The organism is Pseudobutyrivibrio sp., from assembly GCF_017471675.1.
GTDB lineage: Bacteria > Bacillota > Clostridia > Lachnospirales > Lachnospiraceae > Pseudobutyrivibrio.
The window spans coordinates 15,612-32,268 of the sequence record NZ_JAFUSK010000067.1 but is presented as its reverse complement, the minus strand read 5'-3'; the positions used below and the strand labels follow the sequence as shown (position 1 = coordinate 32,268).

The window sequence follows — 16,657 nt, the reverse complement described above, 5'->3', positions numbered from 1 at the left end:
TTTTAGTAGGATAATAACAAAAAAATACAAGCGGGTCAATATAAACCCGCTTGTATTTCTACTCATTCTAAAATTTCCTCCATGGCATCCCAATCAAAGATTTTTAGGGCGCCACCAAGCTTTGCAACCTTATCGGCATCCTCCTTAGGTAACATATATTCCTTAAGGGTTTCTATAACATCTGTGGCACCGTCATAATCCATTTGCTCCACTAAATCCTTTAGGACCTGGTATGCTTCTTTAAGCTCATCCTCAGGTATAGGCTCCTTGTCAGCTGCTTCATCTACTGTAGCTTCGTTATCCTTACTATAGAAATAATCCAGCCTGTCAAAAACATACTTGTAAATTACAAGCACCTCTGGAGTATTTTCTTTTATAAATTCTACGTCACCTTCCTTGCCTGCCATTTCAAGCTTTAAAGCCTTTTCAGACAAATCCAAAGCTCCTATTAATCTGGCTGATGATTTTAAAGCGTGAACCTGAATAGTGTAGTTTTTAATATCACCCTCCTCCTGATATTGCTTGATAAGATTAATCTTATCCTTAGCAGTATCGTAAAAGCTCTTGCATACAATCAGATATGTGTCTGCATCACCGCTTGCCTCTATACCCTTGTCCACATCTATAAATACTTCTTTTCTAAACAAGTCGATTACAGTATTTTCCTTATCACTGGAAGCATCATTAGCAGAGGCGTTACTACTATCAACTGGCTCAAGCTTATCTTCTGGGAGATATTTTTCAATAGTATCCTCAAGCTGAATACCATCTATTGGTTTAGACAGATAATCATCAAAGCCAGCCTCTAAATACTCTTCCTTAGCCCCCTTTATAGCATTGGCAGTAAGTACAATAATTGGGGTATCTGCATTTATAGTACATTCCTTCCTGATAATCTGCATAGATTCCTCACCACTAAGGCCGGGCATCATAGCGTCCATAAAGATGATATCGTATTTACGGATTTTTGCTAAGGCTATTGCATCTCTACCAGATGATGCTGTTTCCACATCAATCTGAATTCGCTTAAGCAAACTCTTGGCAACAACAAGGTTCATTTCCACATCATCAACAACAAGAATAACTGCATTTTTTGCATGGAATTTTTCTATATCATTTTCTCTGTTGCCAAAATCATTGTTTTCTCTATAATCTCCTATAACATCAGTTCCTGTAACAGATTGAAGTAGCGTGAATGAGAAGTTTGAGCCTTTACCATATACACTGGATACATGAAGGGATGAATTCATCTTTTCAAGAAGGCTCTTTGTAATACTCATGCCAAGGCCTGTACCTTCAACCTTTTTGTTTCGCATTTCATCAATACGCTGATAAGGAGAAAACAGTTTTTCCATGTCCTCTTCTTTTATACCGATACCTGTATCAGATACGCTTACCTCTAATTCTATCTGATCCTCAGATACCATTTCATAATCCATAGTAAAGGTGACTGAGCCCACATGAGTATATTTAACGGCATTATTTAGTATGTTGATTATGATTTGCTCTATTCTTACATCATCACCATACAGATTTTTAGGAATATTTGGATTAACCTTTACTATGAATTCCAGCTTCTTGTCATCTGCTTTTGGCTGAATCATATTCACCAAATCATTAACTACTATACCTAAGTCATACTCACCCATAACAAGCTCTAGATTTCCTGATTCTATCTTGGAGAAATCCAAAATATCGTTAATAAGAGCAAGCAGTGTCTTACTGGCATTTCTAATATCCCTTGCATATTTTTTAGTATCAGCCTCTTTAGATTCTCTAAAAATCATTGTTCCCATACCAATAATTGCATTGATAGGTGTTCTGATTTCATGAGACATATTTGCAAGAAAGGCTGATTTGGTTTTGTTAGCTTCTTCTTCCATGCGAAGAGCTTTTTCCAAGGCTTGAGTCTTTTCAACCTGTAGCTTTCTAACTATATCCTCATGCTCTGCCTTTTGCTTTTTGGTAAGCATGTAGACAGTTCCGTTAACAATAGAAACAATTACAAAGGTAATTATAAACACCAATACCGTGTAAAAATACAACCTAAAGCCTGTTGTCTCGTATATCTCCCTTTCCTTTGTAATAGTATATACATTTTCATCTATTACACTATTGTCATCATCTAATACTTCCACATGAAAATCGTAGGTTCCATAAGGAATCATGAAATAGGAAATTGTACTAAGGCTTGATGACAAAGCCTTGGTCTTCTCTTTATCAATACCATTAAGGTAATAGCGCACATAAGGGTCAGTAGGTGTAAAATTGTTTAAATCCAATGTAAGGTTGACTCTTTTAACACCACGTGGAATAACTATCTCATCACTATTAGTAATGGCAATGGTAGCACCATCCATGTCCACTGCTGTAATCTTGCTTTTATATTTGTCAATATCAATATCATAGTTATTAACATCCAACTTATACACACCTGTGCTGCCACATAGATATATGTTTTCTTCATCATCTATGCAATTCCATGCATTACTTGTAAGGCTTCCTGGAAGACCTGTTTTTACATCCAGTAGCTCAAAGCTGTCTGGATTAGCATTTTCCATCAATGCATCATACTTAATAACATAGATTCCTGCTCCGCCAATAATAAAGACATTACCTTTAGTGCCCTGGTATATATCATAATTATTGTAAAAAGGAACTCCTGATATTTCCCTGACATTATATGCTGCGTCAAGATAGCATAGGCCACTTCCTGTAACCACAAATATGCCATCACCTTTTTTATCTTTAACAAGCCTTAGGATAACTCCTGCACTAAGCCCCTCTTCCTTAGATATTACCCTATATACCTTATGATTCTTTATTAGCTCAATGCCATCCCCATCACTTCCAGCCAAAATAGTACCGTCATCTAATTCCAATAGATTTAGTATTTCAGATTCCTTTAGGCTATCCCCTAACTCCATTTTGTATTCTATTTTTCTATCCTTAATAAAATACAAACCGCTTTCAGCTGAAATGACCATTTCTCCTGTTGAAAGTGGATATACCAATCTTGCACGTCTATCTGTTATCTGCTCCCCCTCAAGATATGTAAAGAACTCTCCCGACGGTGACAGCGCCTTTATTTCTTTGCCATAAGCTGCAATAACAAGATTGCCATCAGCATCCTCAGCAATACTCCTTACACGGTTGTTGGCATAATAATCTGTAGCTTCGTTTTTGATACTTTCCAAAGAATCCAGATTAATGATAACCAGTCCGTCATCTGTTCCTACATAAAAAATATTGTCCTTTCGGTAGATGGCATTGGCAACAGAAGCAGGCTCATTACATACGCTAAATAAATCTATAAAGCTGGATTTGCTAAGGCATAACAATCCCCTTCTATAGGATGTAAACCAAAGATTGCCTTGATAGTCCTCGTAGATTTCCTCTACTGCACTATCAAACCCACTAGGATTAAGTACCGCAATATTCATACTAGAATCTATTATTCCAATACCTGAATCTGCTGCTATATATCCATATCCATTATCTTTAAAATAAATATTGTTAATGTATATTAATCCTGCTGCCTGTATCTCCCCTACAAAATCATAGGATGAACCATTGAAGCTGTATTTGTACATACATTCATGGTCCGTGCCAACATATAGATTGTTTTCCTTGTCGTAGGCTACACAACTGGTTCCCATATCACTTAAAGATATGCGAGTTAAAATATCTCCATTTTGAAATACAACGATTTGACCGTTTGTATTTAGGGCTGCTAACCTGCCAGAGCTATCTCTCTGGATATTTAATACATTTCCTATATCTCTATATTCTTTATAAATGAATATTTTGCCATTCTGTAATTTTACATAGCTAAGTCCAGCAGTTGTTGCTATGTAAAAATACGAATTCTTATCTTCTACAATGCCATGAATGGTATTAGACATCAGCCCTCTTGTAGTATCAATATTGTAGGCATTTAAGTCATCGTCAATAACAGTAACTCCTGAGCCATTTGTACCTACCCATAGATGGTCCTCTGTATCAACATACAGGCATTGAACAGATCTAATAGTCTGAAACATATCCAGCAGCTGGAAATCCTTTCCATTAAAACGATACAAACCACCGTATGTTCCAACCCACATGCTTCCATCTGATGTTTGCACTATTGCATTGGCGCAGCCACCAACCAGGCCATTTTCACTGTTATATACCCTTGCAACATGATTCTCTATTTCCATTCCCTTTGCCTGGGCAACTAAAGGAAATGAAAATGAAGCAAAAGCTATAGCAAGGCATAAGGTGGCTTTTTTTCCAAGAGCTCTTTTTAATTTTAATGCAGTTTTTCTTTTAATATATCTTTTAAAGCTTGCCCTTATAAAATAAATCAAAAGTAAAGCTATACATACATCAGCAAAGCAAACATAAAGAGCCGCCACAAATGATTGCACCAGTTGTGGCAATTCCATAGAATTTAGAAAATCTATAGTAGCATCTGGTAAATATAGTCCTGTTCTTCCGTTGAAAAATCCCACATTAACCATTGTTACCATTATGGCTCTAATAACGCTTAAGGTTAGGATTAAACTAAGAACTGAAAAGAATCTGTTAAGAAATCTGTTGTTTTTGCTAAGCAAGCCTGCTGCTATGGCAAAGACGAATTCAATAATCAAATAGTATATATCCTTATGTATAAAAATAGATGAGCATACTCCACTAAAAATGGCAACAATAGCCCCTATGCAGGCGTCCCCATAATATGCACTGTAGATTGTTCCTGTAACATTAAAAAAAACTGGAAATCCTGTGTATACTGCTATGGCTCTTCCCACCAGATTATAAATAATTCCGTATATTAGAATTTTGATTTCTTCCTTAGTTGGCTTCAGATTCATACAGCTCCTCAATTTCATCAATAATACTTAAGAATACATCAACTATTGCAGGATCAAACTGTGTTCCTGATTTAGCCTTGAATTCTTCTATAATTTCTTCTTTAGTAAATTTTCTTCTATATACCTTTTCTCTATTCATATTGTCGTATGCATCTGCCACTGCAATTATGCGGGCAATAAGCGGAATATCCTCACCCTTTTTACCAACTGGGTAGCCGCTGCCATCATATTTTTCATGATGGAACATGGCAGCCTCTGCTGCATGTGGGAAGGAGCTTAATGTCTCTAAAATATAAGCTCCCTTTACAGTATGCATCTGCACTATTTTTCTTTCTTCATCTGTAAGCTTGGTTGCTTTGCCAAGAATTTTTTCTGGAACTGAATAATTACCTATGTTGTGAAGCAATGCTGAATAATAAATATCGTCGCAATCCACCTTATCCATTCCCATGTGCTCTGCAATAATCCTTGAATAGGTTGCCACATTTTTAGAATGCTCTCTGTGGTAATAATCCTTGGCATCAGCTACGATTGCACAAAGATTAAAGGTGTCATCCAACATTTGATTTTTAACCAAAAGCTGCCCCTCAAAGCCTAAAATAATCCAGGCAATCAAACCACCTACTGCCATTAAAAGAATCCACGCTGGCAGTAGCACCAAATATATTTTGCCCTTAATATCTGCAAAATAAGATTTGTGAAGCTTATATGTCATTTCGAAATCTGTAAGATTTACATCACCAGTTAGACTATACATAATTATACCTATGTTAGCCTGACCAGAATAATCCTTGGTAGATTTTAGAGGGACTTCACTTGAACTTGGACTAGGGTCTGGATAGTAAATAATATAATCTCCACTTTTTAGTGGAATTAATAAATCCTGACCTGCCAAATAGTAATTAAGAATAATATCGTCTACATTATAGTTTCTAAGATCAATAATCTGAGTTCTTTCTATATCAGTAAACTGATGAATTTCTACAACACCATTCCATGAATTGTTTATATAACAATCCTCATTAATATTTATACGCAAACTCCACTCGTTAAGGAGACATTTAGAATTGTTTGAAATTGTAGCTTCATAGATTTTGGCATAGATTATCTTATTAGGAAAGGCGTCGTTCTTTTCCCAGGAATCTGTAATTAATCCCCTTGGGTGAATATCTGTAGTTACTTCCATGGTTACAGAATCAGCAGTAACTTTTCTTTCCAGATTATTAAATTTGTTAACCTGCATTACATGAAAAAGAAATGCGATAATAATTACAATTAAAATAGTTGCAAGGATTGCGAAAATTCTCTTCACTAATCCTTGCACCCTTATCAATGTATTCATTCGGTAGTCCCCTAAGAAATCAAATTTACACTATTTCCCACTGCATACCATCATTGTACATTTTATCTAAAAGCTCCTCTAAAGGCATTGGTTTGCCAAAATAATACCCCTGTGCTCTTTCACAGCCAACGTCCTTTAAAAACTGGTAATGCTCTTTAGTTTCCACACCTTCGCAAAGTGGTGATAGTCCCATTTCGTTAGCTGTTTTTATTATATAACTCATAAGTGTTCTTGTCTTTGGATTTTTGTCAATGCTTCTAAGAAAAACCATATCCAGCTTAAGCACATCAAATTCATAATCCGCAAGTGTAGTAAGAGATGAATAGCCACTGCCAAAATCATCTATCCATATTTCATGGCCTGCATCTCTAATCTTCTTACAGGCATCCTTTATAAGACCTGTATTATCAGAAAATGCACTTTCAGTAATTTCTACATCTATCATGTTTGGTGGGACATCATATATCTCGCAGTAATCAGAAAGCATCTTGTATACATCGCATACTTCAAAATCCAAGCGGGAAATATTTACAGAAAATGGTACTAGCGCCTCGCCCTCATCGCATAATTTTCTATAATCCTGACATACCTTCTTAACCACAAACTCATCTACAAAATGAATTAAATGGAAGTGCTCTAATGTTTCAATAAAGTAGCCTGGTGGCAGCATTCCATCCTCTGGATCCACCCAGCGTACTAATGCCTCATAGCCGCAGATTTCGCCAGTTTTAACACGAACGATTGGCTGATAGAATACCTTTATATAATCATTGGCTATAGCATCATCAATATGGTCAACTACAAATTGCTGACGTCTTAAATTATCCCTGATAATATCATCATAAATACAATAGTTAACATCATGTCTGCTCTTTATGCTATTACAAGCAAGACGGGCATGGTCACAGGCAAGACCTACCTCAGCACGCTGGTCGTCCATGAAATAAATACCTGCCTTTACCTTTATCTTCTTATTAACATCTTCTGAAAGAAGCATGGACTTATATATTTCTTCTACGCACTCAACCACTTCATCCCTTGGTAGCGTGGTGAAAACCATAAAATGATCATCAGAGAACCTGGCAACAGTAGCTGTTGAAAATACTTCCTTAATGGTGCGACCTAAATCGATTAGCAATTCGTCACCCATTTTGAAGCCATGGCGCTCATTATATAGTTTAAAGTTAGGAATATCAAAATGAACAAAAGAAACATTCTGGCGCCGAATGTCAGGCTGGCTTAAAAGTGTCTGCACTTTGTTGTAAAAATATGCCATATTAAAAAGCCCGGTAAGACTGTCTGTCTCTCTATCCCCTGACAAAGCTTCTGCTTCTGCATAAGAATTGCTGCTGGTATTAAGATACTCGTTTTTATCAACATCCACTATGAACACATAGTAAAAGCTTTTGCCGTTTGACCAATGAAGAAGATGGCCAAAATCCTCTACATATCTTACTTCACCCTGTTTTGTGATAATACGATAGCGAACATAATCATGGCGTTTTTCGGCATAGACTGTCTGGGCTTCAATTTGATTTTCTATCTTCAGTAAATCATCTGGATGAATCATCCCCTTGAAGCTGCCACCTATATACTCCAAAAATTCTTCATAAGTTTCGCATCCAAAAAGCCTCACAATATTTGTCTCGGCAAATATAACCTTCTCTTCTCCATCTGCCTCGTAAATAAAAAATCCCCCTGGTAGCCCCGTTGGAATAGCTCCACCCATCAAGGTTTTATAATATTCTTCTCTCATTTTGACCCCCACTATGTGCATATGCACGCTATTGTCCATTCTTTTAGATTCTACTATACAAATGTGTCCAAAACAAGAAAAGTTCCGACAATTCTACCAATTATCAAATAAATCTAATTTAATTAAAAAAAGAGATAGGATAAATCCTATCTCAAAACCCCTCTAACCCCTATTAACGCCTAGCTCTTAGCTAGCCTTTTTCTCCGTCATAACTCCAACGACTTTAAGAGTATTTCTTGCTACAAATACCGTCTGCACTCCCTTTTGCTGAAGATCTTCAGCTCTTCTAAAAAGGTCCTCTGGACCTGTACATGTAATAATTTCACCTATTGCCATTTCTCATGCCTCCCCGTGGTGTATTTTCATTCCCTGTAACCCTTAGAAACATCACATGGAACTTCTATATAATAGCCTCAATTGTAGGTTTTGTCTATTAGTAAACTGTGAACAATTTATGAACTCTACTTAATCGTTTTCAAAGCATTTTCGTAATATCAACCTTGATTTTCTACAGTTTTTTCATACTTTTAATGTAAGATGAGTTTTAGATTAAACTGATACACTTGTGATGAGTATGTGAGTAAGGCGAATGTTAAGCTAATGCAAAGAATTTCAACCAAAAAAATCACAATTTTTATTCTACTTATCTTCGTTGCACTGTTATTAATGCAGCTTATTTATGTTGCCCAAATCCATTTAGAAAAAATTGCAAACCATAATAAAGTAGAAAGTATTATATCTAAAAATCTTGCTTATTCCTGGGACACTATGGATGAACAGCTGGCAACATTAGAAGATATAGCAAAACATGGACAGCTTTTCAAAGATGATGCAGGTGTTCTCTACGAAAGAACTGCACTCATATATCTACAAAAAGGTGATAACATTTCTTATTACAAAAATCTGGGATATGCCCTTTATTATCTAAATGGAAGCGATGATGATGTGGCTGTAAATATCTATCTGGATTTGGCCAATTTCTACCTTAATAATTATTCCTTTACGTATGCCCAGGAAATGCTGGATAAGGCTTATGCTATTAAGCCCATAGAAGATATCACAAACCCTCAGATAAAAAGCTATGCCTACAGAATGCAAGGCATAATGCATATTATGAAATACAATTACAACGAAGCTGAAACAGCTATTATGAATTCCCAGCGTGTTTTGGAAAAGCATCCAAACGAAGGATACACTACCAGCTACATGGCCATGAACGATGTTTGGCTTGCCAGAATATATGAAGAGACCGGACGTCTTGCAAAATGTAAAGAAAAGTTGGATAAATGGGCTGACAGCGATATGTTTACAACAAAGATTTATCGTACCATACACCTTAGAGATTTTATCATCCCTTATTATCAAGCCAAATGCTATTATCTATGTGCGGAAAATATAAAAGAATATAACAACATTGCCAGCATGGATAGTGCTGCAAAGGAGCAGGCTGTAATTAATTATTTGCACGAATTTATGGATTTATGCGAGGCTAACAGTTATGAAAAAGCAGAGCTTTATACAATCACGAAGGTACAGAAGGAATACCCTACCAGAAACGAAGCTATTCAAAAGGAGCTGAACTTTATTTTAAACCAGCTTAACACCACACTGTTTAATCAGCAAAACTACACCATTGCAAGCATCGCAGATGGTGTAGTTTCTAATGCAACAAATGAATTACAGGATGCACAGGGCGAAAAAAAGCAACACCTTACAAATTCTCTATTAAGAACATTTTCATGGTTTTTTGGAATATCTATACTGGCATTCTTGCTGGTTATGGTATCAAACTCACGTTTTGATACCCTGTCTGGTCTGCTTAACAGAAATATGTTTAACTATAACCTGGTAAAGATTAAAGGCTCTAAAGCCAAGTATGGCATCATAATGATTGATATAGATGACTTCAAAAAAGTAAACGACAACTATGGCCACCTAAATGGAGATATGGTTCTCAGACGTTTAGGACAAATAATCAGCAAGGAAATTACTCCTGATATAAAGGCTTACAGATACGGTGGCGAAGAATTTGTTTTAACTGTGGAAAAAACAGATTTAGCTTATATCAAAGCCGTGGCAAGCCGCATTCGTAAGCACATGGAAGAACAGGTATGGGAATTTGATGATAATGATTTATTAATTACTGTAAGTATTGGATGCGCCATTGGAAGCGGTGATGATAATGTGGTAATGAGAGCTGACGATAATCTATACATGTCAAAAACTAACGGAAAGAATCAGGTAACAATGTAGAATATAACAATGAAAACAGCTACTTGAAATGTTACGCTATCAATAATTTGCAATTCCACCTCGCGAGATTGGCTCGCCAGAATTACAAATCATTGATACCTACATTCCAAGTAGCTGTTTTATTTGTTTTGTGATTATACCCTTTTATATTAACGCTTTACACGGGCGCCAGCGCCACCCATAATAGCTTCTACCTCAGCACATGTAGCCATAGTAGTATCACCAGGTGTAGTCATAGCAAGAGCACCATGGGCTGTACCGTATTCTACTGCCTTTGCAGCGTCACCTGTTGTCATCAGGCCGTACACTAATCCTGATGCAAATGAATCGCCACCACCTACTCTATCAAGAATCTCTAATCCCTTATAATCCTTAGCCTTATAGATGTTACCATCTGCCCAGCAAAGTGCTGACCAGTCATTTACTGTGGCTGTCTTAACAGTACGAAGTGTAGTTGCCACTACCTTAAAATTAGGATATACCTTGGCAGCATTATCAATCATCTTCTTATAGCCTTCGATATTAAGCTCCTTAAGGTTAGCATCGTTTCCCTCAATCTCAAATCCAAGGCAAGCTGTAAAGTCCTCTTCATTTCCAATCATTACATCTACATACTTTGCAATCTCTTTATTGACCTCCTGAGCCTTAGCCTGTCCACCAATTGCAGACCACATAGAAGCACGATAGTTAAGATCGTAAGAAACAATAGTGCCATACTTCTTAGCTGTCTTTATTGCCTTTACAACAGTCTCTGCTGACTGCTCTGAAAGAGCTGCATATATTCCACCTGTGTGGAACCATCTAACACCTAGCTCGCCAAAGATATAATCAAAATCAAAATCCTTATCTGTTGCCTGAGAAATAGCAGTGTTTGCTCTGTCAGAGCAGCTAAGTGCGCCTCTTATACCAAAGCCTCTCTCTACAAAATTAAGGCCGTTTCTGCACTCTCTGCCAATTCCATCAGTCTTCTTCCAATTAATTAATCTAGTATCTACACCCCCCTGCATAATGAAGTCCTCCACCAAGTGTCCAACCTCATTATCTGCAAAAGCAGTAATTACTGCAGTATCCATGCCAAAGCATCTTCTAAGTCCACGGATAACATTGTACTCTCCGCCGCCTTCCCATACCTTAAACTCACGGGCTGTGCGGATTCTACCCTCACCTGGGTCAAATCTAAGCATTACCTCACCTAGAGATACTGCGTCATATTTACAATCTTCTTTTTTTCTAAGTTCTAAGTTCATGTCAATCTCCTAGTCCGCCTGTTACGTATACAAGCATTATATTTCTACGCTCAGCATAGAAAGCTTCGCTTAAGAAACATAATAGCTTGTCTACTACAGGCTCATTTAATTATTGCGGCTACATATATTTGGCAAGCGTGAGCAAGAGGGCCCCATGGCTTGCAACAGAGGGGACCCACGCCGGCGGGGAGTTTCTGTTGCAAGACAATGGGAGATGGCTTGCGGGAGCATGTAATACTTGGAAGCCGCAACGGTTTTTATAATCCAAAATATTCTCCTGCGTTGCCTCCGCATATACGTTTTACGAGGGTACGTAAATACGATAGGTCTGCGGGGTACTCGCCGGCTTCTACCCAGGTGCCGATTTTGTTGCAAAGGATACGGCGGTATAGTTCGTGGCGAGGGAAAGATAAAAAGCTGCGGGAATCTGTGAGCATTCCTACGGATGTGGAAATAAGCCCTGCATCAGACATAGCTTCTATTTGTCGCTCCATCCCGTTTTTGTGGTCGCAGAACCACCATGCAGCCCCAAGCTGTACCTTGCCTTTTATGCCCTGTTCGTTGCTGCAGAAGGTTGATGCCATTACTGCAAGCATTTCTGTGTCCTTAGGGTTAAGGCAGTAAAGTATAGTCTTTGGTAATTCATCTGTTAAATCCATTTCAGATAATACTGCTGCAAGCTGTGGGGCGTAGGCAAAATCTGCCATAGCATCAAAACCTGTATCAGCGCCAAGCAATTCATAGAAACGCTTAGAATTATTTCGGATAGCTCCTATGTGAAGCTGCATTACAATGCCAGCTTTACTGTATTTTCTTCCAAGCTCTGTAAGGATATAACCCTTAAATTTGGCTATTTCTTCTTCGGTAAGTGGGGCTGCTGCAAGGCCTTTTTTGAAAATCTTATTAACCTCAGCCTCTGTAGCCTTTACGTAAAACAGGCCCTCTAAGCTGTGGTCTGATACTCTGCATCCATTATCAGTAAAGAATTTTAGCCTGATGCTAAGTGCTTTTAGCAAGCTACTAACATCTGTTATCTGTAAGCCTGCTACACCGCCAAGCTTTTCAATGTATGTAGCAAATCCATCCTTTTCAATGCCCATGGCCTTCTCTGGTCTAAAGCTTGGAAGCACCTTAATTTCAAAGCCATCCTCAGCAATCTTTCTGTGCCACTCTAATGAATCAGCAGGGTCATCTGTGGTACAAAGGACAGACACATTTTGCATTCTTAGGAGGTTTCTTACTGAATATTCCTTTGTCTTAAGCAAAGCATTACACTTATCCCAAATATCCTTTGCAGTCTCAGGATTAAGCGCAGTTGTTATTCCAAAATATCTTTGAAGCTCTAAATGAGTCCAGTGATACAAAGGATTTCCAATAAGATTTTGAACAGTGTCTGCCCATGCCACAAATTTATCGAAAGGTGCCCCATCACCTGTGATAAGCTTTTCAGATATGCCGTTAGCTCGCATGGCACGCCACTTGTAGTGGTCGCCACCAAGCCAAACCTGAGCAATATTATCAAAGCATCTATCCTCGTATATTTCCTTTGGGCTTAGATGATTGTGGTAATCAATAATAGGTACATCTTTAGCTTCCTCAAACAAAGCCTTAGCTGTATCATTTGTGAGCAAAAAATCCTTATCCATAAATGCCATCATAGCTTTTCTAATTCCTTTCTCACGTTACCCTTGCCCTGTAATCTTACATATATTTCTAACACTCTGGCAGCAAGATTATCCTCATACAAATCTACGCCAAACACATCTGTCCTCTTTAGCACATCCTTTGCAGGCAAGCCCTTCAGCTCATTTAATAATGGGTCTGGACTTTGCTCAAATGGCTTTCCTTCATCATCAATGCCCTCTAAGTATCTTAAATAGCCTGCAAGCACCAGCGGAATTATATTTAGCTTGTCAGTGCCAAGTGATGAATTAGCCCTATATGCTTTAATGGTCTCACCAAATCTAATAGGAAGCTTCTGTGATGTATCACATGCAATACGCTGTGGTGTATCTGGCATAAATGGATTTGGAAGACGCTTGGTAAGTACAGCATCAAGGAAATCCTCCGGTGAAATCACCCCTGGATTTACAACTGTCTTCATGCCCTCTTCCTTACCAAGGATAGTTACCATTTTCTTTAAAGCTGCATCGTTCATCTCATCATGGATGGTTTTAAAGCCTAGCAAACAGCCATAGATTGCAAGGGCTGTATGAAGAGGATTAAGGCAAGTGCACACCTTCATCTTCTCTGTCTTATCTACAGTGATTCTATCTGTAAACAGGATGCCACCCTTTTCTAAGGCTGGGCGTCCATTAGGGAACAAATCCTCTATTACAAGATACTCTGTTTCCTCCGCATTTACGAAGTTTGCAACGTAAGTATTTTTGCTAGTGACAATAGGCTCAGCATCTTCAACACCATCATCTATTAACATCTGCTTTACTGTGTCATCTGGACGTGGTGTGATTTTATCTATCATTGTAAGAGGGAATGCAACAAGCTTTGGATTTTCAAGGTATGCAATAAAATCGGTATCGCATTTGCCCTCTTTGAACCATTCCTTGGCAAGCTCTATAACAGCTTCTTTTAGCTTATCTCCATTGTGCGAACAGTTATCCATGCTCACAATAGAAATAGGAAGTGCGCCAGCTTTAAATCGCTCTAAGATAAGGTCTACCACCTTAGACATATAAGCCTTTGTTTTATAGCCCTTTTCTGTGATTGTAAAGCTTACCATCTGAAGTGATGGAGCTCTGAAAATCTCTCTTAATCTTTCGATTTCTTTTTCATTATCCTCGTCAAGAATGCATGACTCTGCAATAGAACCTACAACCTTTTTTTCTACTGTGCCATCAGCCTTAAGTGTGGCAAGAATGCTTAGGTCATCGCAAGGTCTATTGTATTTTTCGATGATTTCGTAATCGTAGCCCTCTGCAACAATTAAACCAGTATCAAGTACACCTTCATCTAAAAGCTTGTCTACCACATTAGCCTGAAAGGCTCTGAAAATATTTCCTGCACCGAAGTGAATCCAGGTAGGATGCTGCTTCGTATTTACGATAATTTTTTCTCTATCATAATCTGGGAGCTTGTAGCCCTTTGACTCCCAGGCGGCTTTGTCTTTTATACCTTCGTTGTTTAATACCATAATAAATCTCCTCTTTTTTACCCTCATCAGTCAGCTGCGCTGACAGCTTCCCCCTAAAAATAGGGGGAAGCCTATTTGTTGCTCTTTTCTATAGCTTCCCATAGTCCGTTGATATAGGCGGCGCCAAGGGCTCTATCGTATAGTCCGTAGCCTGGCATAGCCTTTTCACCCCAAATCATACGTCCATGGTCTGGGCGGATTGGGCCTGTAAATCCTATATCATAAAGAGCCTTTACAATCTCATACATATCAAAGCTTCCATCAGAAGAAAGATGTGCTGCCTCTTCAAAATCTGTAGGAGAATTAAATTTAAGATTTCTTACATGAGCAAAATGTATTCTGCCCTTAAGGTTTCTAATCATATCTGGCAAATCATTCTCTAAGTTTGTTCCATAGGAACCTGAACAGAATGTAACACCATTATGTGGGTTATCCACCATCTTCATCATTCGGTGAATGTTTTCCTTATTGATGATAATACGTGGCAAGCCAAACACAGGCCATGCAGGGTCATCTGGATGAATAGCCATGTTGATATCATACTCATCACACACAGGCATAATTCTCTCAAGGAAGTATTTAAGGTTCTCAAACAAATCCTCATCTGTAATATCCTTATACTCCTCAAACAATTCCTTAACATGAGCAAGTCTATCTGGCTCCCAGCCTGGCATCACTGTTCCATTAGTATCCCCTGAAATAGATTCAAACATCTTCTCTGGAACCAACGCATCAACTGCCTCCTGAGTATATGCAAGCACAGTTGAGCCATCAGGTCTTTTTCTTGCAAGCTCAGTTCTGGTCCAGTCAAACACTGGCATAAAGTTATAGCAAACCAGATGAATATCCTCTTCACCTAAGTTCTTCAGTGTCTCAATATAATTATCAATAAGCTGATCTCTACTTGGCTTGCCAAGCTTAATATCCTCATGTACATTTACACTTTCAATTCCAGCAATTGTAAGGCCTGCCGCCTCCACTTGCTCCTTAAGAGCATGTATTCTCTCACGGCTCCACACCTCGCCTGGCTTAGTGTCATAGAGCGTAGTGATTACTCCATGGACACCAGGAATTTGCCTAATTTGCTCTAAGCTTACGGTATCAAAATCCTTACCGTACCATCTAAGTGTCATTTCCATCTATATAAATCCTCCAAATCTGTACTGCTCCCCTCTATAACTCCGTGCTCCCGCAAGCCATCTCCCATTGCAGTCAAGGAATCCTCCCTAAAGGGTCCCTCCTTAACTACATGGGGCCCTCTTGCTCGCGCTTGCCAAGTCTATGTGGTCGCATTATTAGTTATGAATATTACGCTCTGATTTCCTTTACGATATCCGCTGCCTCGTGGGTTAGGGTCTCGATTTTTTCGAAGTCACCGTTTGCAATCATATCGCTCTTTACCATCCAGGTGCCGCCGCAGGCAACAATTCTATTATATTTAAGATATTCTTTTACGTTATCCTTGTTGATACCGCCTGTAGGCATAAATGTAAGCTTGGTATATGGGGCAGCAACAGCCTTTATCATAGAAAGGCCTCCTGCTGGCTCAGCAGGGAAGAACTTAACAAAATCAAGGCCAAGCTCCATAGCCTGCTCCATCTCACCAGGTGTCTGCACTCCAGGACATACAGGATAACCCTTTTCAATACAATAATTAACAACCTTTGGATTAAAGCCTGGTGCCACAATAAACTTTGCACCAGCAGCCATGGCTCTATCAGCCTGTTCGCAGGTAAGCACTGTACCTGCACCTACCAGCATATCTGGAAATTCCTTTGCCATAATTCTTATGGATTCCTCTGCTGCATCTGTTCTAAATGTAACCTCTGCAGCTGGAAGTCCTCCCTTCATAAGAGCTTCCCCAAGAGCAAGAGCATCCTTAGCATCCTCAAGAACTACCACTGGAATAATACCAATCTCTTGAAATCTAGCTTTTATCTCATCATACATTTTTCTATCTCCTCTTCTACAATTACTTCATTTATCATACCTTCCCCTTACTTTTACTCCCATTGTCACCCTTGCGACCTATATTGCAAATATTGCGGTAGT

10 protein-coding genes are annotated in these 16,657 nt (G+C 38.5%); 1 reads left to right on the top strand and 9 read right to left on the bottom strand.

Annotated elements, in window-relative coordinates; translation table 11 throughout:
• Nucleotides 1-62: 62 nt before the first annotated feature.
• From IJ535_RS10745 to IJ535_RS10730, 4 genes are all read right to left on the bottom strand, one after another.
• Nucleotides 63-4,856, bottom strand: a complete 4,794-nt coding sequence (locus IJ535_RS10745) for an ATP-binding protein (RefSeq protein WP_294302511.1) — start codon at nucleotides 4,854-4,856, stop codon at nucleotides 63-65.
• Nucleotides 4,837-6,198 carry an HD-GYP domain-containing protein gene (locus tag IJ535_RS10740; RefSeq protein ID WP_294302508.1) on the bottom strand — a complete coding sequence of 454 codons (1,362 nt, stop codon included), beginning with the start codon at nucleotides 6,196-6,198 and terminating at the stop codon, nucleotides 4,837-4,839. The genes IJ535_RS10745 and IJ535_RS10740 overlap by 20 nt, the downstream gene beginning before the upstream one ends.
• Nucleotides 6,199-6,223: 25 nt before the next feature.
• A complete protein-coding gene (locus tag IJ535_RS10735) occupies nucleotides 6,224-7,954 on the bottom strand; it encodes a bifunctional diguanylate cyclase/phosphodiesterase (protein WP_294302506.1) in 1,731 nt (576 codons plus the stop codon).
• A gap of 186 nt (nucleotides 7,955-8,140) precedes the next feature.
• Complete coding sequence (locus IJ535_RS10730; protein ID WP_294292756.1) at nucleotides 8,141-8,290, bottom strand: hypothetical protein; 150 nt, start codon at nucleotides 8,288-8,290, stop codon at nucleotides 8,141-8,143.
• A 264-nt stretch (nucleotides 8,291-8,554) separates the two neighbouring features.
• Between IJ535_RS10730 and IJ535_RS10725 the strand changes: the two genes are divergently transcribed.
• Complete coding sequence (locus IJ535_RS10725; RefSeq protein WP_294302504.1) at nucleotides 8,555-10,207, top strand: GGDEF domain-containing protein; 1,653 nt, start codon at nucleotides 8,555-8,557, stop codon at nucleotides 10,205-10,207.
• 149 nt (nucleotides 10,208-10,356) lie between these two features.
• Here IJ535_RS10725 and IJ535_RS10720 read toward each other — a convergent pair whose 3' ends face one another.
• The 5 genes from IJ535_RS10720 to IJ535_RS10700 all read right to left on the bottom strand — a co-directional run bounded on the left by IJ535_RS10720 (nucleotide 10,357) and on the right by IJ535_RS10700 (nucleotide 16,555).
• Complete coding sequence (locus tag IJ535_RS10720) at nucleotides 10,357-11,454, bottom strand: sugar kinase (RefSeq protein WP_294292748.1); 1,098 nt, start codon at nucleotides 11,452-11,454, stop codon at nucleotides 10,357-10,359.
• Between the two features lie 257 nt (nucleotides 11,455-11,711).
• Nucleotides 11,712-13,112, bottom strand: a complete 1,401-nt coding sequence (gene uxaC, locus IJ535_RS10715; protein ID WP_294302502.1) for a glucuronate isomerase — start codon at nucleotides 13,110-13,112, stop codon at nucleotides 11,712-11,714.
• The gene (locus IJ535_RS10710; protein ID WP_294302500.1) at nucleotides 13,109-14,605 is read right to left on the bottom strand and encodes a mannitol dehydrogenase family protein; all 1,497 of its coding nucleotides are present in this window, start codon (nucleotides 14,603-14,605) and stop codon (nucleotides 13,109-13,111) included. The genes uxaC and IJ535_RS10710 overlap by 4 nt, the downstream gene beginning before the upstream one ends.
• Before the next feature lie 71 nt (nucleotides 14,606-14,676).
• A complete protein-coding gene (gene uxuA / locus IJ535_RS10705) occupies nucleotides 14,677-15,744 on the bottom strand; it encodes a mannonate dehydratase (protein ID WP_294302497.1) in 1,068 nt (355 codons plus the stop codon).
• A gap of 169 nt (nucleotides 15,745-15,913) precedes the next feature.
• Entirely contained in the window at nucleotides 15,914-16,555 is a 642-nt protein-coding gene (locus IJ535_RS10700; protein WP_294302495.1) for a bifunctional 4-hydroxy-2-oxoglutarate aldolase/2-dehydro-3-deoxy-phosphogluconate aldolase, read from the bottom strand.
• Nucleotides 16,556-16,657: the final 102 nt, after the last annotated feature.